At 62.0% G+C, this 21,629-nt stretch carries 23 protein-coding genes; 3 read left to right on the top strand and 20 right to left on the bottom strand.

What is annotated here, in order from left to right:
* Positions 1-51: 51 nt before the first annotated feature.
* Both V9L18_RS17120 and V9L18_RS17115 read left to right on the top strand, forming a co-directional pair.
* Positions 52-1,110 (top strand): hypothetical protein, encoded by a 1,059-nt coding sequence (locus V9L18_RS17120; protein WP_337348363.1) that lies wholly within the window; start codon positions 52-54, stop codon positions 1,108-1,110.
* Positions 1,111-1,455: 345 nt separating this feature from the next.
* Positions 1,456-2,271 carry a hypothetical protein gene (locus tag V9L18_RS17115; RefSeq protein ID WP_337348362.1) on the top strand — a complete coding sequence of 272 codons (816 nt, stop codon included), beginning with the start codon at positions 1,456-1,458 and terminating at the stop codon, positions 2,269-2,271.
* Between the two features lie 352 nt (positions 2,272-2,623).
* Here the strand turns inward: V9L18_RS17115 and V9L18_RS17110 are convergent, their stop codons facing one another.
* The 5 genes from V9L18_RS17110 to V9L18_RS17090 are packed head-to-tail and all read right to left on the bottom strand — an operon-like array spanning position 2,624 to position 8,849.
* Positions 2,624-4,384 (bottom strand): ABC transporter permease subunit, encoded by a 1,761-nt coding sequence (locus tag V9L18_RS17110; RefSeq protein ID WP_337348361.1) that lies wholly within the window; start codon positions 4,382-4,384, stop codon positions 2,624-2,626.
* Entirely contained in the window at positions 4,384-5,910 is a 1,527-nt protein-coding gene (locus V9L18_RS17105) for an ABC transporter substrate-binding protein (RefSeq protein WP_337348360.1), read from the bottom strand. The genes V9L18_RS17110 and V9L18_RS17105 overlap by 1 nt, the downstream gene beginning before the upstream one ends.
* A 40-nt stretch (positions 5,911-5,950) precedes the next feature.
* On the bottom strand, positions 5,951-7,279 hold the full coding sequence (locus V9L18_RS17100; protein ID WP_337348359.1) for an MFS transporter: 1,329 nt from the start codon (positions 7,277-7,279) through the stop codon (positions 5,951-5,953).
* A complete protein-coding gene (locus tag V9L18_RS17095; RefSeq protein ID WP_337348358.1) occupies positions 7,276-8,070 on the bottom strand; it encodes an ABC transporter ATP-binding protein in 795 nt (264 codons plus the stop codon). The genes V9L18_RS17100 and V9L18_RS17095 overlap by 4 nt, the downstream gene beginning before the upstream one ends.
* On the bottom strand, positions 8,067-8,849 hold the full coding sequence (locus V9L18_RS17090; protein WP_337348357.1) for an ABC transporter ATP-binding protein: 783 nt from the start codon (positions 8,847-8,849) through the stop codon (positions 8,067-8,069). Before V9L18_RS17090 ends, V9L18_RS17095 begins: the two co-directional genes overlap by 4 nt.
* Positions 8,850-9,002: 153 nt before the next feature.
* On the opposite strand from V9L18_RS17090, the gene V9L18_RS17085 reads away from it, so the two are divergent.
* Complete coding sequence (locus V9L18_RS17085) at positions 9,003-9,287, top strand: hypothetical protein (protein ID WP_337348356.1); 285 nt, start codon at positions 9,003-9,005, stop codon at positions 9,285-9,287.
* A 97-nt stretch (positions 9,288-9,384) separates the two neighbouring features.
* Here V9L18_RS17085 and V9L18_RS17080 read toward each other — a convergent pair whose 3' ends face one another.
* From V9L18_RS17080 to V9L18_RS17010, 15 genes are all read right to left on the bottom strand, one after another.
* The gene (locus tag V9L18_RS17080) at positions 9,385-10,029 is read right to left on the bottom strand and encodes an ABC transporter ATP-binding protein (RefSeq protein ID WP_337348355.1); all 645 of its coding nucleotides are present in this window, start codon (positions 10,027-10,029) and stop codon (positions 9,385-9,387) included.
* Positions 9,981-10,616, bottom strand: a complete 636-nt coding sequence (locus V9L18_RS17075; protein WP_337348354.1) for a hypothetical protein — start codon at positions 10,614-10,616, stop codon at positions 9,981-9,983. Before V9L18_RS17075 ends, V9L18_RS17080 begins: the two co-directional genes overlap by 49 nt.
* A gap of 141 nt (positions 10,617-10,757) precedes the next feature.
* Positions 10,758-11,510: a hypothetical protein gene (locus V9L18_RS17070; RefSeq protein ID WP_337348353.1), complete on the bottom strand. Its 753-nt coding sequence runs from the start codon at positions 11,508-11,510 to the stop codon at positions 10,758-10,760.
* Between the two features lie 6 nt (positions 11,511-11,516).
* Positions 11,517-11,924, bottom strand: coding sequence for a hypothetical protein (locus V9L18_RS17065; RefSeq protein ID WP_337348352.1), 408 nt, complete (start codon positions 11,922-11,924; stop codon positions 11,517-11,519).
* 36 nt (positions 11,925-11,960) lie between these two features.
* Positions 11,961-12,569 carry a hypothetical protein gene (locus V9L18_RS17060; protein ID WP_337348351.1) on the bottom strand — a complete coding sequence of 203 codons (609 nt, stop codon included), beginning with the start codon at positions 12,567-12,569 and terminating at the stop codon, positions 11,961-11,963.
* 9 nt (positions 12,570-12,578) lie between these two features.
* Entirely contained in the window at positions 12,579-13,067 is a 489-nt protein-coding gene (locus V9L18_RS17055) for a hypothetical protein (RefSeq protein ID WP_337348350.1), read from the bottom strand.
* Between the two features lie 73 nt (positions 13,068-13,140).
* Positions 13,141-13,419: an uberolysin/carnocyclin family circular bacteriocin gene (locus tag V9L18_RS17050; RefSeq protein WP_337348349.1), complete on the bottom strand. Its 279-nt coding sequence runs from the start codon at positions 13,417-13,419 to the stop codon at positions 13,141-13,143.
* Between the two features lie 217 nt (positions 13,420-13,636).
* A complete protein-coding gene (locus V9L18_RS17045; RefSeq protein WP_337348348.1) occupies positions 13,637-14,116 on the bottom strand; it encodes a hypothetical protein in 480 nt (159 codons plus the stop codon).
* 64 nt (positions 14,117-14,180) lie between these two features.
* A complete protein-coding gene (locus V9L18_RS17040) occupies positions 14,181-15,458 on the bottom strand; it encodes an MFS transporter (RefSeq protein ID WP_337348347.1) in 1,278 nt (425 codons plus the stop codon).
* Positions 15,455-16,816, bottom strand: coding sequence for an ATP-grasp domain-containing protein (locus tag V9L18_RS17035; protein ID WP_337348346.1), 1,362 nt, complete (start codon positions 16,814-16,816; stop codon positions 15,455-15,457). The genes V9L18_RS17040 and V9L18_RS17035 overlap by 4 nt, the downstream gene beginning before the upstream one ends.
* Entirely contained in the window at positions 16,813-17,682 is an 870-nt protein-coding gene (locus V9L18_RS17030; protein ID WP_337348345.1) for a branched-chain amino acid transaminase, read from the bottom strand. Before V9L18_RS17030 ends, V9L18_RS17035 begins: the two co-directional genes overlap by 4 nt.
* Complete coding sequence (locus V9L18_RS17025; RefSeq protein WP_337348344.1) at positions 17,679-18,968, bottom strand: ATP-grasp domain-containing protein; 1,290 nt, start codon at positions 18,966-18,968, stop codon at positions 17,679-17,681. The genes V9L18_RS17030 and V9L18_RS17025 overlap by 4 nt, the downstream gene beginning before the upstream one ends.
* A 5-nt stretch (positions 18,969-18,973) precedes the next feature.
* Positions 18,974-20,257 (bottom strand): DUF6421 family protein, encoded by a 1,284-nt coding sequence (locus V9L18_RS17020; protein WP_337348343.1) that lies wholly within the window; start codon positions 20,255-20,257, stop codon positions 18,974-18,976.
* A 54-nt stretch (positions 20,258-20,311) separates the two neighbouring features.
* The gene (locus tag V9L18_RS17015) at positions 20,312-20,824 is read right to left on the bottom strand and encodes a hypothetical protein (protein ID WP_337348342.1); all 513 of its coding nucleotides are present in this window, start codon (positions 20,822-20,824) and stop codon (positions 20,312-20,314) included.
* Between the two features lie 284 nt (positions 20,825-21,108).
* The coding region (locus V9L18_RS17010) for a cbb3-type cytochrome c oxidase subunit I (protein ID WP_337348341.1) at positions 21,109-21,629 on the bottom strand (521 nt) is incomplete at its 5' end.

The following is a 21,629-nucleotide window of genomic DNA, read 5'->3' as shown; positions in this document are numbered from 1 at the left end:
CTGAGATCTGTCTGGAAATGGTTAAACCTTTCGGAACACACTTTCTCGTCCATGCTGATTTCAGGGGTACTTTTTGCCTGCTTCCTCCTCTGGGGCGACTGGCTTCAATGGAACAACCTGGCCGCTTCCGATACGAGGCCTGCTTCATTCCTTCGCCCCCGGGCCATCTCCGACACCATCGGAATCCTTTCGGGCCTGAGCGCCGTCGCGATCGGCGTTCAGGTACTGGCGCGAACGTACCAGACGGACCCTGAGAACTCTGCGGAGGAGATCGCAAGGCGGGAACTGTTGGGGTACATCGTGCTGACAGGTGCTTTTGCCAGTGTTATCACGGGCACCTATGCAGCTGTACCCCAATTTGTCTCCGGCTTTCCGGACTTAGCATCGCTCATCGCCGTATTGGCGTTCGTTGCCAGCAACTGTGTGGTCACAATAGATGCCGCGGCCCGAATTCGCCTTCAAGGCAAGGTCGCGGTCGAACAGCAGATCATTCGTGCACGCCGGAACCTTTCACATTTCCGGCGGCAGCGGCTGCCTCAGGCAAATCGGAAAAACAAATGGCGAGTTGCTTGGGTGGCCTGGCAACTGATCAGCTGTGCGGCGCCGGGGATGGTGCTCACCGCGATCGCAGTTCGAAGGCCCCTATCAGCGGGCCCTATATTGGCCATCGCCGGGATGGTCGTCGCGGCTACGGCCATCGTATTCGCAGCATTCATTTGGCTCACTCGCGAATTCCGGAAACCTGACGTTTCGGACAGGATCAGCGCCGGCCTGATGGCCCTGATGGGGATCACCGCTGTCTTATTGCTGAGTCTGACCGTCGCGGTGGAATCCGCGGTGGGTGGTGCAGCTGTGCTTGCTGTTAGCACGACGCCGATAGTGGCCGGGTGGATCAGTCTGCGGACGCGTTTCGCACCCAGACAGCATGCCAGCCCACAAAGGGCTTGGCTCCTCAGCTCGGACTGGTGGCCAGGGGCCTTGGTCCGCGTTGTGCTCTCGGGTATTCTGCGCCGGTCTCTTCTGCGAACCACGAAGACCCTGCGGAGCCTCAAGAAGGAACTGAGGGAGCACGACAGGAACGTTCATTGTCAGACCCCGCAGCTACCGTAGCGCTCATGCCAGGCCGCAGGGGATCGCGACCGCGGATCCCCAGATCATTCAAAGGAAGGAAAAGACATTACCCAGTTCCAGAACTACGTATGGTGGTTTTCCGTCTTCGTCGGAATCGCCCTGATGCCTGCATGGATTATCAGTGTCATCTTCCTCCGTGCGAGCGTCGGGCCGATGGAGTACGAACTTACGAAAGCTGAGAGACGGTTTACGTGGTTACCCGGGTGGATTCCGGGAGTCGTTTCCCGGCCTCTGCCGGAAGTCATCGAGACCGGTCCTCGCTGGATCGCATTGGAGCGAACCTACGGAGCATCCTTGCGCCTGGCATCCCGGTGGAATGACTCGGTGACTGCATTCCCGATGATTACTGCAATGGGCATCTTTCTGTGCGGAAGTATCCAAGTGACGTTCGCCCTGGCCATGGAAATCAACGGAACTTCAGGCAACGTCGAGCTCGGCTCTTGGTTCTTCGTTTGCCTCGGAATCTTCATTTTGGCGTACATTCCACTGGTGGCGACGTATGGCGCGCACGACAAACGGTGGCGAGCGAGGGCGCCATTTGAATGGCTCTACATCAAGCAAAGTCTGTGGCTCCTGCACCACCTGCAGAAGGCTTCCAAGAAACGCGAATACCGTGCCACACTCAATTCCCTCGACGACCTTGAAAGACTGCTGGTCAACAGGTTCCTGCCACTGCGTGCCTCTACGCCGCCCAGCTTGAGACTGACCAATAATTGGTGGCAGGCGAGGATGCGGCCGTTGATATCAGAAAAGGCCAGCTTTTACGGAAGTCCCCACAACACGCAGACTCCGGAGGCCATCCAAAAATGGATTGAGAAATCCGCAGAGCTGGTTTCCACCCCTATCAACGCGCGGCCTGCCCATGGATTGTTACGGGGAATTCCTTGGATGCCGCAAGGTGAAAGGACCGAGCTGGCCGAGTCGGCGCTCCCCGAGCCACACTCCATGAGCCGTATTCTTGGGATTCTCATCTTGATTGCGGCGCTGATGTTCGCTTTCGCTGTACTGTACGAGTCGGTCCAGGGGAGGGCTCCGACACTTCAGGGAACGGAGCAAGCAGTAAAAATTGTCAGCGCAGTCACGGCCTTCGTGGTGCCTGTAGCATCCCTCTACGTCACCTGGAAGCAGCGGAAGAACTAGTCCAGTGCAGGCCTGACACGTAAACCCTGCAGATGGAACAGTTAGCCTGCGTTTCCGTGTTCCGGGCAGTCCGGATCCGTCGGTTTGGGGTACCGCGGATGGTAACGCCACGGTGGGCAGGTGCAGCCCGGGTACCGGTTGGTTTTTCGCTCCCAATGGCTTAGTGCCCCGACCGCAACGGCGTCGTTCTGATTCTCGGTGTCGTAGTGGGACATTGCGGGGTTACTTCCTACATGCCGGCGGCTCTTCCCGGCCACGCAGTAACGAGCCGCGGCCTTCTGAATGCACAATATTGCTCCCAGCCGCCCCTAGGTGGTTCCCCGGACCAGATTGAGTGGCCGAAACCTCTGAATTAGGTGGTAGCAGGCACGGTGCTGTGCCCCGCAGGGCTTTTCGTACGGGTCCAGTTCATGCTGGACAAGGAGACTGCCAGAATCGAGGCGAGGATCAGCGCAGATGCGGGCGCGGCGACGGCCCAGGGCGCACGTTCAACGTAGTTAATTCCCTCGGCTAGGACAAGGCCCCATTCTGGGGTGGGCTGGTGTGCGCCCAATCCCAGGAAACCCAGCGAGGCAAGCGCCAACGCCGTTCCGGGTATCCGAAGCATTGCATGCCGAAACACTGGCCCCAGGACCGCCGGCAGGACATAGCGCCAAAGGACCCGGCCCCGCCCGACGCCTAAGACCGGAAGGATCCCTACGTACGGCTTGGCCCTGGCCTCTTGCACCAAGGCCGCCGTATGCGCCGCCAAAGGTGCCCAGCTCACCAGGGTGACTGCCAGGGCCGCGCCATGTGCCGACGGACCGGTGATTACTGCGACAACCAGGCCGGCGAGAATCGGCGGGGCGGCATTTGTAACCTCCAGGGGTCCTGTTGCCGCGAGCGGGAAGAGCCCAATGAGGACTCCGATGGCCAGGCAGGTGAGGACCACCAGCAGCGATGTTCCCAAGGTGGACAATGCGCCGTGTCCTACCCGGGCGAGGAGATCCCGTCCGCTGGCGTCCGCGCCAAACGGCAATGCCAGGCTCGGGCCAGCAAGTCTTGCATGGTTCGAGGTGAAGGGATCCCGCAGTAGTCCGGCGCCTACGATGAGGAGCAGCGCCCCGGCCGCAACGAGCGGCACAGCCGCATCACGTCGTCGTGAATTCCGGGGAGCTTCCGGGACGGGCATCGTCCCGGACCGGAGGGAGGCTCCTATCAGGAGCTGCCGCACTACGGCCGCGATGGAGCCGAAAACAACTGCCAGAAGCAGGAGAGCCAGCACCCCTGCCTGCAGCGCCGGGATGTCCTGGGCGCTTGCCGCCCCCAAAACGGCACGGCCAAGCCCTGGTATTGCGAACACCTTTTCCACGGCCACCGCGCCGCCTGTGAGGCCGATAAGGACAAGGCCAATCTGGCTCATGACGGAGGGCGTTGCGCGGCGAAGCACGGCGGAGGTGAGCTTGCCCCGCCCGGCGCCGGCCATGGCCCAGGTGCCCACCCATTTTTCGGCGAACGCCAAGGTGATGGCATCGGACAGCAGGCGACCGATCAGTCCACCTGCCGGAAGGCCCAGGGAAAGTGCAGGAAGCACCGCATAGTGCAGCCCTTCCCAGCCGTAAGGCGGGAACCATTTCAACCAGATGGCACCAACCACGAGCAGCATGGCGGCCAGCAGGAACTCCGGGAGTGCGGTCAGCGCCGCGGCAACCGCGCCGGCTCCATTCCCAGGAGTGCCGCTGAGGCCTCGGAACACCGAAGGAATGCACAGCAGCACCGCGACAACGCCCGCCACCAGAACAGCGCAGGTCATCAGGGTCAGGGAAACACCGAGGCTCTGGAGTGTTCCGGGACCGACCGGGGTGTTGGTAATCCAAGACGTTCCCAGGTTGCCTTGCATGAGCCCTCCGGCCCACATCAGGAGAATGTGCAGTGGTCCCTGGTCGAGCCCCAGCTCCGCGCGGATCATTCCCAGCGTTTCTTCGGTCGCTTCCCGGTCCGCGTAGCGTGCGCGCAGAATGGTGTATTCGGGGCCCTGCCCTGAAAGCCAGGGGAGGAGCCCGATCAGGGCGAGAACTGCGACAAGTGCCAGGGCCCGCGAGAGCGCGGTCTTGATCAACGCGGAGCGCGGCATTACTTCGAGATTCCTGTCTTGCTGGTGATCAAAGCGCGTTCGCGCGGGTCCCGTTCGACGTCGCGGATCCTGGCGGACTCGCCCTGGATGACCCGTTCGTGCAACAGCGGCACCGCTGCATCATTGGCAAGGATCAGCGCCTCGGCCGCTGCGATGGCAGTCCGCCGCTCAGGTCCGGCGGGGACGGCCGCCGCCTTTGTCAGCGCCGCATCGACGTCGGCATCGCAGAACTGGGAGATGTTGAAGGAACCTTTGCACGCGAAATCGCTGAACATGTAGGCCACAGGGTCACCTGAGTCCAGCACCGTGGCGCGGGAGAGGATGAAGGCGTCGAACTTGCCGGCGATGGCGTCCGCTTCGATGTGCTGGTATTCGCGAACGTCCTGTTCAACGATGAAGCCTGCGGCCTCGAGCTGTTGTTCAAGCTGGACGGCGACTTCGGGGAGTTCGGCCCGGTCGGTGAAGGTGCCCAGCTTGATGCGGATACCGTTGGCGGGGCCGGCCGAGGCTCGCTTCTTCAGCGCCTCGGCATAGGAAGCGTTCTTGCGTTCTTCGGCTGCCCAGGGGAGGGCCGGTCCGAGGAGTCCTTCAGCAAGGTCCGCCCGGCCTTCATAGACACGCTCGATGATTTGGGCACGCTCAATGGCCTCGCGTGCGGCAGCCCTGACCGCGGGATCAGCGAACGGTCCGGCTTCGGAATTCAAGTACAGGGTGTTCGTCCGCGGCATTGGCACCTCATGGATGAGCTGTGCGTCAATTTGCGCCACCTGTCCCACGGGGATGGCTTCGACGACGTCGGCGTTACCCGTCCTGAGTGCTGCCGCGCGCGCTGTGCCATCGGGGACATATTGGACATCGACGCCGCTGCCTGCAGCCTTCTCTCCCCAATAGCCGTCGAAGCGGTTGAGGGTCGCGGAGGTGGTTCCGTCCGCGGCCGCGAGGACGTATGGCCCGGTCCCGGCATTAATGGGGCTCACTACGCCTCCGGGCTTATAGGCGGACGCGGCAAGGATGGCCAGCTGGGGGCTCGAGAGCCGCTGCGGGATGAGCGGGTCTTCATTTTGGGTCGTGACGACCACGGCGTTCCCGCCGTCCGTCCTGACCGTCAGCTGGACGCCGTCGAGGATTCTGGGCTTGGGACTCGCGTTGGCCGCCGCCGTCAGGGAAGCTGCAACCTGCTCGGCCGTCAGGGACGTTCCATCGTGGAACTTTACGCCCGAACGAAGCTCAAACCGCCAGTTCTTGCTGTCCAACTGTTTCCAGGCCGTCGACAAGGAAGGCTGCGCGTCGCCGAGGGAGTCGAGCACAATCAAGGTTTCCGCGGTCTTCCAGCGCGAAAGCTTGAAAGCATCGTCACTGAGGGGAGTGAGCCCCGAACGCGGCGGCTGCAGCATTGCCACCTTGATGCGAGCATCTGCATTTGCTGCCGGCTGGGCATTGCCTGGAGCGAAGCATCCGCTTAGGCCAGCCGCCATCACGGACGCAAGGAGTATGGTGGCGGCTGTTTTTGGGCGTGAAAGGGCCATGTTGATTGCCTGTCTTTCTTGGTAGTGGCGGTGGTTGACGCTAGGTGCGCTGAAGGTCTTGCGGGCAGGCTGGTAGAACCGGTGGTGCTGCCGGCGGAAGGAAGCGGCCAATTGTCAGTGCCGACGTCGCAGCCAAGAGAGCCAGCAGCAGCCACGGAATGGCTGCGGCCAGAGAGGACGCGGAGGCGTGTTCATAGAGCGGACCCAGGACCATGTTCCCCGCGAGGGCCGCTAGTCCTCCGCAGCTGGAGAGCAATCCGTAGAACGCGCCAGTGGGACGCCCGGCAGCGAAATCGAGCACCAGGCCCATGGCCACGGGAGCCACGCACATGTGGCCGAGCGACAGGGCCGTGACCATGACTCCGGCAGGCAGGAAGGGCACCGACTCCGGTGGAGGGACAACGGCCATGGTGGAAAGTGAGGCGAAGCCCGCCGCCTGCAGGGCAAATCCCGTGGTGAGCGCGCATCTGGCCCCGGTCCGGCGCATGAGCCTTGCGATGGGCCACTGAAGCGTAATGGTCAACACCGAGGCATAGGCAAAGATTGCTGCAAGGGCGGAAGTGCCTGCTCCACTGCGTTCCAGTTCGACCGGCAGCCCGAAATAGAGCTGGTTGTATGCCAGGAGGTTGACGCTGAAGAACGCCGCGAAAGCCAGGAACCGTTTCTCCCGTAGGCAGGACCAAACGTCCGACGCCGGTACCGCCTCCCGCCGTTGCACGGACGTGCGCGGCAAGAAGCGGTGAAAAATGACTGACATGGCTGCAAAGACGCCGGCTCCGGCCAGCAGGGCGGCGTCAAAACCGACGCCGAGAAGGAGCGCGCCAAGAAGCGGACCTGCCACGGCTCCGATTTCGCCGCAGATGACCAGGAGGGCAAACAGGTTTGGTTTGTGGCTGGTGGAGTTGTTGGTGTTGCGTTCTGCCCGCGCAACCAGGCTTTCGAGCGCCGGTGAGAACAGGGCGCCGCCCATGCCTGACACCACAGCACCGAGCAGAAACAGCGGGAAATCGGACGCCGTGGCCAGCAGAAGGTAGCCGATAATCCTCACCCAGCAACCGATGATCATTCCGCGCCGTGCTCCCCACCGGTCGGCCATTGCGCCGCCGAGCAGGAACAGGCCTTGCTGGGCGAAAGTCCGGGCGCCGAGGACGACCCCGATCGCCAGCGCTCCCATACCGAAGTCTTCGCGCATGGAGATAGCAAGGAAGGGAATCACCGAGTAGAAGCCGAGGTTGAAGATGAGCTGGGTGGCCAGCAGGAGCTGAGGGGCGGGTTCCTTGGCGGAGGAGGCCGCGGGGAGGGGTTTCCCGGGGAGGCGATCCGCCGCGGAGGTTTTGCCGACGACGCCGGACGACGCCGTCGTCGTCATTTGTTGCCTGCTTTGCTACCCCGGCGGGGGATGGACGCGATGAGCTCCCGCGTAGCCGGGTGCCATGCATCGCGGAAGAGCTCCGCCGTGGGGCCCTGCTCAACTATCCTTCCCCCTGAGAGGACCACCGTCCGCGAACAGAGCAGGGACACCGCGCCGAGATCGTGGGAAACGAACAGAAGGCCCAGCCCGTCGCGGTTTACCAGTTGTCCGAGAACAGCCAGAACCGTGTTCCTCAATGGCAGGTCAAGGCCGCTGACGGGCTCGTCCGCAAGGAGGAGGCTCGGCGACGGCACCAATGCCCGGGCGATGGCCACACGCTGGTTTTGGCCGCCGGATAATTGCCCAGGCTTGCAGCGGAGCACTCCAGGTTCCAGTTCAACCCGCTCCAGCGCACGGTTGATCATGGTGTGGTGATCCCCGGCAATGCCAAGCTGCTTCAAAGGCTCCAGCAGCAGGCGGCGAACGTCCATGCTTGGATCAAGGCTGCTTGCAGGGTTCTGCGGCACATATTGCACCAGCCTCCGGTACCACCTCAACGAACTGGCGGAGCCAGGAGCGACGGGTCTTTCATTGAAGACCACAGTGCCGGAGGCTGGCCTCTCCAAGGCAAGCAAGGAACGCAAGAGTGTCGATTTACCGGCACCGGAACTGCCCACCAAGCCGATGCTGTCGCCGGCAGAGACCGTAAGGGAAAGGTCGTGGAGGGCCGGCAGTGTCCGGCGCCGGCCGCGGAATCCATGGCCGCGATAATGGTGCGTGAGGCTGCGGGCGCTGAGTGTCGCGCTCATGCGCTCGCCTCGATGCGGTTGGCGCCGAGCCCTGCCCAGGCAGCTTCCACGAGCTGGGTGGTGTAGGAATGTTCCGGCTGTGCCAGCAGGATTTTCATGGGTGCTTCTTCCACGATCCGTCCGGCCCGTATGACCAGGGCCCGAGTGCACAAGGTTTCGGCAGCGGCGAGATCGTGCGTGATGAACAAGATCGCTTGTGCTGCAGCTGAGGGCCCTGCAAGCACGTCAAGGACCTTGGCCTGGGACACGACGTCCAGGGCCGTAGTGGGCTCATCAGCGATCAGGACTGAGCCGCGGCAAGCCAAAGCCAAGGCGATGCAGACGCGTTGCAACTGGCCCCCGGACAATTCGCCGCTGTAGCTGGACAGGATGCGTTCAGGGTCCTCGATGCCCACTGAAGTGAGTAGCTCAATTGCCCTTTCGTGCGTCGACTGGGATGAGAGCCCGGCCTTCTTCAGGGGGATTGCGAGCTGGCTGCCCAACCGCACCAAGGGGTTGAGTGCGGCGAGGGGATTTTGATGGATCGCCGAGAGCCCGCTGGCGTCTGTTGGCTTTCGGCGCAGTGGGAGGTATCGGCCGTCTATTCTCAGCGAGCCGGACACGTCCATGTTTCGCGGGAGCTGTCCTAGTAGGGCAGAGGCAGTGAGGGACTTGCCAGAACCCGAGGCACCCAACAGGGCGACCTTTTCGCCGGGTTCGATCGCAAAACTGACCCCATTGACCAAAGGCAGTCCATGCAAGGACACCGTCAGATTCTCTACCAGCAGTGCGGGGGTCATAGTCAGGACTTTCAGGAGGGTCGATGGGGATCAGTTCATGATATCAATAATCATTCGCATTAGATTCGCGTTCCGGGTGGGGAAGGACAATCTCATCTGCCCCACCCCAGTCGGGTATCCACAGCAAGGAGTAAGCAATGAAGATGAACCGCCATGATGTTCCATCGTGAGTCGCTTGAAGGACTGAAAGCCAAGCTTGACGCCGTCGACGCTGAGATCGCCTCGCACCCGCTGTCATCTGACCGGGTGAAGGCCGCGCAGGCTATCGTCGAGGCGCGGGAGAACAAGGACACCGAGGAGGTGTCCCGAGAGCTGGCAGACCAGAATCTGCCCAGCTTGGAAGAACTCGGGAAGATTCAGGTCAATGGCACTGTCAGCTGGTGGAAACTGCACCGCAAGAGAAACAACCTCGTGAAAAAGATCGACCGCTCGAAGTGATAGCCGAACCGGCAACGGCTCGCAGGCACCCGCTCTCTGGATACAACGGAGCGGGTGCCTGCGTGCTGCGGGGGTCCACGATGCCGTCGAAACACACTCAGGTATCCATTTCGGCCCGCCTGAAAATGAAGGAATGGTCTAAGGACAATCCCTCCGGGACGGTGTGGGAAACGAGGACTATTACCTTGGACCTTGCCCACTCGTTCAGTTCGCCTATGAGGGCCTCAATACCTTGGGCGTCCATGCCGTTGAAAGGCTCGTCGATGGCAACAACAGGGGTATCCGCGACTGTGCACATGAGAAGCCAGAGCTTGCGAAGGTTTCCCGTGGACAAGGACGCCGCGGGCTGTTCAGACCAGTCATGCAGCCCGTATTTTTCGACCCGGTCCCGGCTGGCCTTCGGGTCTGTCCGCCGGCTGCGGGCGGCGAAGGTCAAATGGTCCTGGACGGTCATGGAAGGGTACACCGCCGGCGTCGTTCGGCACACGCTGCGCAGGCGCCTTGCCTGGGGAGAAGCGGCGTCAACCCCGCACAGCCGAACGCTGCCTTGCCAGGGCTGCAGGAAGCCGCTGAGAAGTTCAAGCAGCGTTGATTTACCACTGCCGTTACTGCCCGCCACCCGGTACAGCCCGGGCGCGTTCATGGAGAGACTGAGCCCGTGCAGGATCGGGGCATCCTGCCGATAGCCGGCCATTACGCCGTCGAGCTCGATCGAAGCTTCAATAGGTGCGTGCGCAGGCATGCGGCGGCTCCCAGAGTTAAGAGGATGGAGTAGCCCAACAACAGCAGGGTGCCGTATTCGGGGCTGAGGACAAGGATGAGCGAGCACGGAGAAACCAGCAGCAGCGTGAAAAGTGCGTCCATTACGTCATTGGATTTCGTGCCGTCGGTGCTGATGGGTGGCCGGGAGAGCGTCTCTGCGATGATTCCTGAGGCCGTGACGACGATTCCCACAAAGACGGTGCCTGGAGCCGGAACGCCAAACATCAGGAATGCGCAGCAGAAGATGAAGACGCCAATAATTCCTCCGAGGAGGAGATACACCCGGATGACGGAGGCGACAACGCTTCCGGCCGAGTTGCCGTTCTCCCAGGCAAAACGAAAATGATAGAGCTTCGCAGTGGGTCCGATCCGGTGGAGCATCGGTTCGGTGATCCCCAAGCTGAGCAGCACCGTCATGCCTACGAGGGATCGTTGCAGGTCCTGGCTGTTGAGGGATGTGGCCAGTGGCAGGATGCCGCCCGCTCCAAGAAGGAAACCTACGACGGCGATCCACGCCAAAATGATGCTGCCGACTACGGAACCTTGCTTGCTGCCCAAGAGGTCCAACAACAGGAATCTTGTGAGAGTGCCTGATTGGCTGCGGTGCTTACTCAGCTGGGCGGCCAGGAGTACCCTTCTGTAGCCGAGGGCGCGCCACTTCCGGATGCTGCCCAGTAGGACCAACCCGGCAGCGGCGCAGGCGAGCAGTTACATCAGCGGCAGGTAGTCCGGGACTATCCCGACGGAAATGGCGGATGGCCCGGGCCGGGAACCCAGTACCCCGGTGACAGCTCCAAGAACGAGGCCCAGCAACAGCATCAACCCGCACGCCGGCCAACGTACACTCATTCGCCGTGCCGGGGCCGAAGCGAAGTGAAGAACCGAGTACAAGCACGCTGCGGACGACAGGGTAAGGACGCTGACTGCAGCCGCGACAATATTTGAGTAGTTCGCCGTTGGCTCGAAGAAGACGGTGAGGAACAACGCTGCCGCGTAGTAGAGCACGGCCATCCGCCGGAACAGTGGTATCACGCCATACCTGACAACTACTTGCCGGAAGGGAAGTTCCAAGGACCTGAACAGCTCAAGGTGCGGTGTGCCCGAGACCGCCAGTCTGCGGCTGGAGACAATTTCGCTAAACACCATCGCGGCTGTGGAGTAAAGGATCGCGAGGAGCCCCCAAACGAGTACACCGGCCGAGTCATCACGGAACGGGCCATCGCGGAGAACTGACATTGCCGACACAAATGCGAGGCTGCCGACCACAACCAAGGCTATCGAACCGAAGGCAACAAGGACCCTGAAACTGTCCAGTGTGAGCGACAGACGCAGGGCATTGACTATCTCGAACACGCGGAAGTCACGCAATGTCCTGTAATCGGCGAACCACTCAGAGGCAGCGGGGCCAGACGCGCCCCCAGGGCGACTGCCGACGTCAGCAGCGTTAAGTTTCGCGCTCACCAGGGTCTAGAACTTGCTCTGCGGGTTCTTCTTCTGGACGGAGTCCATGAAGGCCAGAATGCTGACGACCGCCAAGCCGAGCCCGCAGGCGACGGCAATGACCGACGTCGTATCTTGAAACGGGACCGCCAGCTCCGGGCTGAGCGCCACCGCGTTGGTCAAACCCGCGACGGCGAACACTGTGGCTTTGAGAACGAGCCACCGCAAGGCGGGGGTGAAGATGGCAGCCAACGGCATAACAACGCCAAGGAATGCGAGGATGAGGATAATGGTGGCCTTCAGAGCCACGGGGTCGATGTTCTTGAGCCCGCTGGGAGGCGGCGCGGCCCACAACAGCGCCACAGAAATACTGGAGCAGGCGGCAACCACGAAACCTAGGATGCTGAGTAAGTGGCGGTAGTACTGGCTAATCATGAGGCTTTCAGTCCTGGAGAGTTGGGTTTGAAGGCGCTAGCCGAGGGCAAGGATCGTTGAGAGCCCGAGAGCCGAAATCACAACGAGGCACTTCCTCCCAGGCCGGAAGCTTTTCCAATGGCGGTAGAAGAGTGCCAGCGCGAGTATTGCCATAGACGGGAAATAGAACCAATATCCGGGGACGTCCCGCGGCTGGACGATGCCCAGCGCCAGGCTGAACAGGTTGACCGGAACGGTGGCGAGCACAGGGATGACAAAAAAGACGCCGACCTTGAAACGGCCACCGATGACCGCTTTGGCGGGGACCAGCCGTTTGTCGAGGAAACCGGCAAGTGAGAAGTAGAGGCACATGATCACGGCGTACACCAGGAAAAACAGGACGGTACCCACGGTCATCGAGAGGCTGAGCAGGCGATCGTCACCCAGCCCGGCCTTCACCTCCACTGGCACTTCTGCCGTGAGGTGTTGACGGACCAGGGGGAGCCGCAGGCCTATCAACACCATGAGGACGACATACGCCCCGATCCACAGCACCCGCGACGTTGAACTTACCTGGCTCCCTGCGTACGGCTCCGATCCTGTTTTCGGGGCTTGGGGTACCGGGATGACGGTCTCGGATCGCGCAGCGTTCTCCTCGTTGTTCATTGGATTCCCTTAGGTTTTCAGGTGGATCAGGACGCTCTCGATGGCCGCGCCGATGACTATCAGGGCGACGGCGATGAGCAAGGAGCCCAGGGAGCTTGCGATGGAGTCGATGAACGAGCCCACGCTCACGGGCTTGTTCTTCATCAGGCGGTCCGCCAGCCCTGCGGCTGGCTGGAGTCCGGCAGTCGTCGCCAACACCAGCCCGAAGAATTCGAACGGGACGTACCAAATCACGTCGGCGAAGAGGGTTGCCCCGCCAACGGAATTCAACCCAAGGGACAGGGTGGCCCCGACGTACAGGGCCAGGATCCCCGCTCCGATTATGGTGGTGAGCCCTAGCGTCACAACGCCCGAGTAAAGCACCAACGCAGCGCCGATATTCCGCGCCAGGATCTGGAAGAAATCCGTACCGTAAAGCGGACTGCTGCCCGGTCCCTTGGCGTCACGGATCCAAGACACATCGACCGCGACGTAACCGAAGACGGCTATGGCAGCCATGATCAAACCCGTGCTTGAGAGCAGCCCTTTCGGAATGCTCCCAAGCACGCGCGCCATTCCCGGAAGCATTGATTTAGGCGACAGCCTGTGCCCGGCCGACGCGGAAAAGGATTGCCCGGGCTGTCGCGATCAGTGCGCCCGTGATCCCGGCACCGAAGACAGCGCCGATTGCGACGAGCGCCCAGCCTCCGACCTCGATGGCCCTAACGATCTGGGATGCCGCCGCAGCTGAGATGCCCAGTGATCCCGCTATCCAAGAGACGGCGAGGCTGGCGCCAAAGATGCCAGCGACGGCGAGGGCCATTGCCGTCGCGGCCTGCAGCCCTGTCTTTTTCGTGATTGTTGATGCCACTTTCAACTCCTGTTTGTCGACGTAACCGACCAGCCGCGCAGCTGGTCCTGAAAGGTGTAGGCCGTGAATCAGCGCCCACGCCTCTCATCGTCCTGCTGAACGTGGTTGCTAGGTGGCGGATCGGTCGAAAGCCGTGTGGGAAGGGCTAAAAATGGGGCCGGAACTGCCGAATCTGGGTGTTGGGTCGACAGGACCGTGCAACGGTCCCTAAGTGCCGTCAGGGCACTGGCAACAGGATCGGCGGCGTAGTGACAGGCCCTCCGCACTGTTCGGTTCCGCCCACCCTCGTCCAGACAAGCTCTTGCTCCCGCTCTGCCAGCACTCTGCCGTCCGCGGCGTGGGCCCGCACAGTGACCTTTGCCGGATCGCCAGAGCTCACAGTGAAAACCCAGGTGTCCTGATCTTCCCGGCGGCTGTGGAACGGCGGATAGGTGACGGTTGGCTGCGGCTCGGGGGAGAACTCCGTCACCACGGTCTTCATGGGGACCGGCGTGCCCGCCGTAGGCCCCGGTTCCGAACATCGCGTCTCGTCGCACAGCTTTACATCGCTGACGGCCGCGATATTTCCTTCGATGTGCACCGTCAGGGTTCTGACATAGCCGATGGCGGGGCACGCAACCACGGTGCAGCCAGTGGCCGGCACAACCCCGACTGCCAGCGCAGCAAGCAAACCCAGGATCCCCCAATCCGATTTCATGCTGCGAGTCTACGCCCGAGCCGTTTCCGCGCGGCCCGGTCTGGCACCATGGCCTGAACCATGCCTAGTCCACGGTCACCAGGTCCGGAGTGCCGGCTCTCCGGAAACTCCTGTGCCGCAGAATGAAGAACATCGCAGCTGCAAGACCCAGGAATCCCGTCCCCAGCTGTAGCCAGCCGCCAAGCCCCTGGTTGACCACCGTGAATGTCAGGATCAACGGCGCCGCCATGACGCCGAGGGACGTACCGAAGGAGAATACTCCCTGGTAGGCGCCGAGCCTGCGCTGATCCGCCAAGGCGTAGCTGAGGGTCCAGCCGGCGGCGGAAAATACCACCTCCGCCACGGACAACGTGGCCACGCCAAGGAGCAGCGCAATGATGGCGAGTACGGTGTTGGACGACCCGGAGGCGCTGAACAGAACCGTGGCCAAGGCCAGTGCCCCACCGGACAGCAGGCACGCCCGGACGGCGGCCTCGTAGCCGGACGCCATGGCGGCAAACCGCATCTGCAGCGACACCACCAGGACAGTGTTCAGGATGACGGCCGCAGAGATCATGAAGGTGGGCATGGACGTCCCGGTAGTGATCCACATTGGTAGGAGGAAATCCAGGACGAGGTAGAGGACAGACATCAACCCTGCCAATAATGCAAAAGTCAGGTACTTGCCGTCGCGGGCAACCATGCTCACGGGGAAGTGACTTCTTGCGGCAGGGGCTGCGGGGCGATCGGCGCCGACCCGAAGGAGAAAGCCGCCGGCGAGGGCCTCGAGGGCGGCCATCGCGGCAAAAGCTGCCATATACCAGGGAGCCGTGGAGGCAAGGAGAACGGGTACCGCCGCAGCCGCCCCCAGTGAAATGCCAATGTTGCCCACCGTGCGCATAAGAGCCCTTGTCAGGACGGAGTAATCACCTGGAACGGCAATCCCGGCGAGCGTGGCATTGCTGGAACTCGATACACGATCAGCAAACGTTGCGACGCTGAGGAGAACAACAAAAACCGATGCATGCGGGAAAACAGCCAGCCCGGTGAGGGCTGCGGCTGCAAGAAACGAGGACACAGCGGCTACCGTCCGCGGATGCCACCGGTCCGACAGGAAGCCGCCCAGGAGGGACCCCATGAGCCCGAGGCCGCCGGCAATAGTGAAGGCCCATGCCGTTTCGCCGGCGCTCAGTTTCACCTGGGTGGTGGCGAACAGTACGGACACCGCCACTAGCAGCCCGCGCGCCAGCGCCTTGAAAAAGGCACTGTACGTCATGGACGCGAGCGTCCTGCGGTTGGCCGTGCCGAGCTGGGGATCGCCAAGCCACGCCATGCCGACAATTTCCAGGAACCTGGGTTTCATCCGTCCAGCCCCACGTAGGTCCGGTCGCCGGCTGCGGACTCCGGGAAGTGTTTCCGCTGCCACTGGCGCAACTCCGCCACATCCTGCGTAACCGGCACTACTACGGACGTCTCGTGGAACCACTCCTGCAGGGCACGGATGCTGGCTTCCAGCTCGGCGTCTGTGGGGGACACCACCAGCGCCTCGGCCGACCTGATGTGAGTTCCATGGCCTTCGCCCTGGGCAACCACCGATCCGGGCGGTGAAAAGACGCGGGCGAACTCAACGTCCTGTTGCGCCTCGATGTCCAGATAGCTCGGACTCGACAGGACCGTGCCCGGCACGTTCAGCAGCTGCGTGGTGCCAACAGCCGAGGGCGAGGAAACGGTGGCGCAATCAGGCCGTTCCCCCAAGCAGCACCTCAAAGCCGCTTCAACGATGTTGAAGGAGTACTTGGCCAGCAGCTGTTCGTAGGTGAAGGCACCGCCCCGGCGGATGCCGCATTCACCGAAAATGGCTGTGCCGTCGCCTGGCCGGTAGAAGAACTCCATGTGGAATGCCCCGTTCAACGCCCCAAGGGCAGTGAGGGCATCGTGGACGAAGGGCGTCAACCGCTCCACATGGACCCGGTGCATGCCATGGTCCAGTTTCTGCATTGTCATCGCCCGGCCGCCGTCGAGGGAATCAAGGCATGGCTCGCCGTAACGGCTGAAGGACAGGAACTCGATTTTCCCGTCGAAGATGATTCCGTCCGCTATCCACTCTTCGCCAGTGACAAACTCCTCGACGACGTAGTTCAGGTCTTCGGCCCGGGTGCCGCGGATCCGGCCGACCGCTTCCGAGAACTCCCCGGCGCTGGCGACTTTCGCCGTATGCATGGTCCCTGCACTGGCTACTGGCTTGAGGACGTGTGGCCCGGACCAGTCCAGGGACGCCGGGTCAAAAGCCAGGATGTCGTGGACATGGACAGCCCTGGCGGTCCTCACCCTGCTCCCGCTGAGTGACATCTTCTGCACGGCCTTGTCGCGGAACTGGATCACCGATCCGTTCGACGTCATTCTGGGCGTACCGGCGAGCTCTGCCAGCCGATCAGCCGCGCCGATGGAGAACTCGTCGGTGGTGTACACGCCGCCGAACGATTCCAGGTCAAGCCCCGCAAGGCTGATGGCAGACAGGCATTGGTCAATCACCGACTGGTCCTCCACCAGCAGAGGCGAAACCTCTGCCCGGTGGGAGCGGAAGGAAGCTTTCCACGCCTTGCTGGAGCAGATGACCACAACGTCCAGGCCCATCCGGGCAGCGGCATCGATGGCCGGCCAGTCAAGCCCCACCATGAGGACACGCTGAGTTGGGCCGCTTCCAGAATTTGCCTCGCTCATACCGGCTCCTTCACCCGGGTCAGCGACAGGTACCAGTCGCGAATGCGCCCGGCAATCACTGGTGGGGAATACGTTGTTTGGTTGATCCGGGCCACCGGCAGGATCTCGTAGGCAGTTCCGCAGACAAACACCTCAGTGGCTGTGTCCAGCTCCGCGACCTGGATGTCGCGGATGTGCGTTTTCAGGCCCAACTCCGCCGCGCCGTCGAGAATCGTTTGCCGGGTGATCCCCGCCAGGAAGGAGTCACAGTCCGGCGTGTGCAGTTCGCCGTCGATGACCAGGAAGATGTTGGCCCCCGTGAGATCGGCTACAAATCCCCGGTGGCTGAGGAAGAGGGCGTCATCGAATCCTGCCTGGCTTGCTTCCGACGCGGCCAGCGTGCCGATCGTGTAGAGGTTTGCGCACTTTGCGTTGGTGGGCGCAGACTCAGGCGAGGGCCGCCGCCACCGCGAGACCTGGACGGAAATGCCGTTTTCAACCTGCCGGGCGGAGAACGGCGAAGGCCATTCCCAGGCGGCGATGGCGAGATGGACGCTTGACCGTTCGCCCCGGACGCCAACGGATTCCTCACCGCGCCAGACCACCGGGCGGACGTAGGCATCCCGAAGGCCGTTACGGCTCACCACAGCAGCGACGGCGTCCTGCATTTCCGGAATGGTGTACGGAAGGTTGTAGCCCAGGATGTTCGCTGACGCAGCCAACCGGGCCAGGTGCTGCTCACATTTGAACGGCACGCCGTCGTAGACCCGGATTCCCTCGAAGGCCGAGCTTGCATAGTGCAGGCTGTGGCTCATCACGCTGATGGCGGCTTTGTCGGCCTGGACCAATCGTCCGTCAAACCATATGTTGTCCGCTTCAGCGATCACTGGAAAACCACCTTGATCCGGTCGTCGAGCTGCCGGTGGAAAACTTCAAGATCGTCAATGTCGTCATGGCGGGACAACACAAACCCCGGGTAGCCGCTGAATTCGGGATAGGGCTTGACCAAGTGTCCGCGCCGCATGGTGGAAACTACGAGGTCGACTCTGGGGTCGGTACCGATCTCGGACAGGCCTTCGACCTCTTGGAAGACCCCGGACCCCTGGCACTGCACGATGTAGTTGCCGGCGGCCGCCAGGGTCAGGATTTCCGCCACATTCATCACCTCTGGTTCGCGGCCCACTGCTGCCGCGAGGACTTCTCCGAAGTAGTCCACACCGGTCGATGCCTGCACGATATAGTGCGAGACCCCGGACCCGCCCACCCGTCCGCCGATCTCGAGGATGTACGGCTGTCCACCCGGACCGAGCCTGAGCTCCGTATGCGTGGGTCCCCAGTCAATTCCGAGGTGCCTGTGGGCGGAAACTACTTCGTTGCGCACGAGCTCAAGGAGTTCTTCGTCCAGCCGGGCGGGCGCCTGATAGACGCTTTCTTCGAAGTAGGGCCCGGCGGGTTGTCCCTTGAACCCGATGGCGAGAATCTGCGTCTCGCCCGCGTAGCTCAGCGACTCTACGGCCAACTCCACGCCGTCGAGGAATTCCTCCACAACCAGGCGTTGCGCGGTGATGCCGAGTTGTTCGCGGAGCGGCCGGGCTGCCTCCTGGCAACTGGCGATGGCCTCCGGCAGCAACTGATGCCGGTCAACCCTGATCACCCCTGCGCTGGAGTACCCGTCCACCGGTTTCACAACCGCCGGAAACCGCAGACTGGCACTTGCTTCGAGGAGTCCGTCCTCCGCAGTTCCGGCGGCGAAGCGCGGAACGTTCAACCCGCCGTCGTCGAGCGCTGACCGGAAGGTTCCTTTGTCGCGCAGAATGTCCGCGGTTGCCGGGGAGATGCCTGGCAGTCCGCAGGCTTCCGCCAGGCGGGCTGCGAGGGCCACGGAATCCTCGTGGCAGGCGAGTACTCCATCGATGGCGTGCTCGGCAATAACCGTGGCCAAGAAGCCGACAAGGCGGTCAAGGTCCTGCGTGTAGTCGGCCCAGACGACGTCAGTGACGCACGGCGGCAGTTGGTCGCGGCTGACCGATTTCTCCGCGTCGAGCGGCACCAGGACAACGTCAAAACCGGCAGCTGTTGCGCTGTTAAACAGCCACGCGAGGCTCGTACGCTGGTGCAGGGCCAAGACCTTTGGCCGTTTTGTCGACCCGGGGTTAGCTCCCTCAAAAGTCATCGGGATCACAGGACGGGATTGGAGAAGTCGAGAGGTGCCTGCTCAGCGAGGTGGCTGCTCCTGGAGCGCAGGATGTCCTGATATGGCAGGAACCTGTACCTGCGGCCGTCCTCGCCGGAGGCCAGGTACTCATAGACAAAGGCTTTGGCCGCTGCTTTGTATTCGTCCGGCGTATCCGCACTGTTTTCAACGGCTTCGATCTCACTCACCAGCCGCGGGAGCAGTGCGAGCACAGCCTCACGGTCGATTGCCAGGCGGCCATCGGAGACCTGAAGGGCTCCGGCGGCATGGAACCAGGAATACAGGAAGACGCCCGTTGCCGCGTCAAAATTCGATTCCGCTTCCTTTTCCAGCGGGTACCGGAACAGCCGTTCGACAAGAATCATGGCGAGCAGTTCGTTCGCATAAGGCATTGATGTCGAGTGAGCCAAGAGGATTGCTTTGGCATCAACCTTGATCTCTTCAAGGACCCCGATGAACCAATTCATCTTCAGCAGTGTGTAATCGCCAATAGGCCATTTGCCGCTGAAGTGTGCCCTGTCGTGCAGGTACCCCCATAGGCTGCGGGCTTCGTAGCACCCGTAGGGGTCCATGCCCTCGGAATCGAGGATGACGGATTCGGGCGTCATCACCTCGCGCGCAGCTGCCACCCCGATTTCCTCATGGATGGCTTGGAACTTGCTGAAGAAGAACACGGCATAGTTCTGCTCCTTGATCTTTTCTGCCGCGGCAATATTTTCCGGGAAGAAGACAAGGCAGTTGCCGCGGGTAAAACCTTCGCTCCCTGCGAGGAGAATGACCTCCTGCACCACATTGTTCGGGTGGGGATATTCCTCGGCTATCGACGTCACAAAGGTGGGCTCGTGGCGCTGCGCGTAGAAGTAGTCCAACCGGTGGCCGCAGGGCTGTTCGCTGTTGGTGGCGTAAACAGCCCCCAGGAAGAACATCTCAGCATTGTTCGGGACCACGGTGAAGGTGTCCCGGCTGCGGTCAAAGGCGGGTTTGGCGTCGAGGCCAGCGTCAATCCAGGCGTCGATGTCCTCGCGGAGGGCACGTGCCTGCTGGTCCCTTCCCATTTCGCGAAGGAATGTACTTGCCACGTCTGCGATCTCCCGAAGGAGCGTTACATCGCTGTCAGCGGGCCGTTCGATGCGTCCGTCAAGTTCCTGCCGGCGCCGGAACCTGTCCACGAGGGGGGACAGCACGCGCCGCAGATAGTCGGCGCGGCCTTTGTTCGCGTCTTCGACAAAACTCCCGAGAGTCTTGGGGGTTGTTGTTGTCGGGTTCATTTTTTCTTCCTCAGTTCCAAGTCTTTTCCAGCAGTCTCTGATGCGGTGCGATGGCTAGGGCGCGGCATGCAGCGTAAAGGCCATGGGCACCGGCCCGAAGTCACGAATCACGGACATTCCATGTCGCCGGGCGGAGACATCGGTGGTTATGCACGCATCTGCCGATCCGCTCAGGCAGTCCAGTGCTGCCTGCGAGTTGCTGGTGCTTTCGATCCAGCGCACGCCTTCTGGCAGGAGGGAACTGGGCGCGCGGTGACTGGCGCAGGTCGATATGGCACTGCTGCCGACGGCGGCCAGAACCATGTTGTGCGTCGGCATAATGAAGCTGTCGACGATTTCCAGGGTCGAGAGGTTCCGGAACACAATGTCGTGAAACTTTGGATAGGCGGCGCACGCCATGATTGCTTCGTCTTTGCCATCGGTCTTTTCGATGGCGTCCTCAACGCTTGGATGCAGCACAACAGTTCCGACGATCCCATTTCTGCGGAACCATTCATGTGCAGCGGCCTCGAGATTTGATCCCTCCGGACCGAGAGTTCGTACAGTTTTATAGTCCAGATTCCCCAATTTGGTCCCATTTCAATCAGCCGGAGCCCACGCGAAAAGTGCCACCAAATACTGTCACCTTTGGTGCCGAGATAATCGCGCTGGTCCGGAAAGTCTTTGGCGGTGGATGGCGTTGCATCCATGCTTATCCAACGAGTGGACATATTGCATCGGGATCGACCCTACGGAAACAGGCCCGGGCTTGCAGTTTGTTACGGACCAGCCCACATCTGTATGACGCGCGGTTGCCAGCACTGAGCAGGGCCGGTCAGCGACCGGCCCCGCTCAGCGTCAGTGACCCAGGGCTACTTGTCCGGGTTGGGATTACGGACGTCCTTTTCGCCGATATCGGCGGCCCCCAGGGCTGCAGCCGCGGGGCTATGACTGGTGTCGTGCTCGCGCACACGAAGCTCCGGGTGATGCAGGTCAAGGGCCGGACGCTCGGAGCGGATCCTTGGCAGGGACGTGAAGTTGTGGCGTGGCGGCGGGCAGGACGTGGCCCACTCGAGCGAGGCGCCGAAGCCCCACGGATCGTCCACTTCGACCTTTTCGCTCGAGCGCGCCGTGATGTAGACGTTCCAGAAGAACGGGATCATCGAGGCGCCCAGGAGGTAGGACCCGAAGCTGGAAAACTGGTTCATCCACATGAAGTTGTCTTCAACCAGATAGTCCGCGTACCGGCGGGGCATGCCCATGACGCCCAGCCAGTGCTGAATGAGGAACGTCCCGTGGAACCCGAGGAACAGCATCCAGAAGTGGATCTTTCCGAGCCGCTCGTTGAGCATCTTGCCAGTCCACTTGGGCCACCAGAAGTAGAAGCCGGCGA

The sequence above is a fragment of the Pseudarthrobacter sp. CCNWLW217 genome, from assembly GCF_037203985.1.
Classification (GTDB): Bacteria; Actinomycetota; Actinomycetes; order Actinomycetales; family Micrococcaceae; genus Arthrobacter.
Note: the sequence above shows the minus strand (reverse complement) of the source record. Positions and strands in the feature narration are given on the sequence as shown.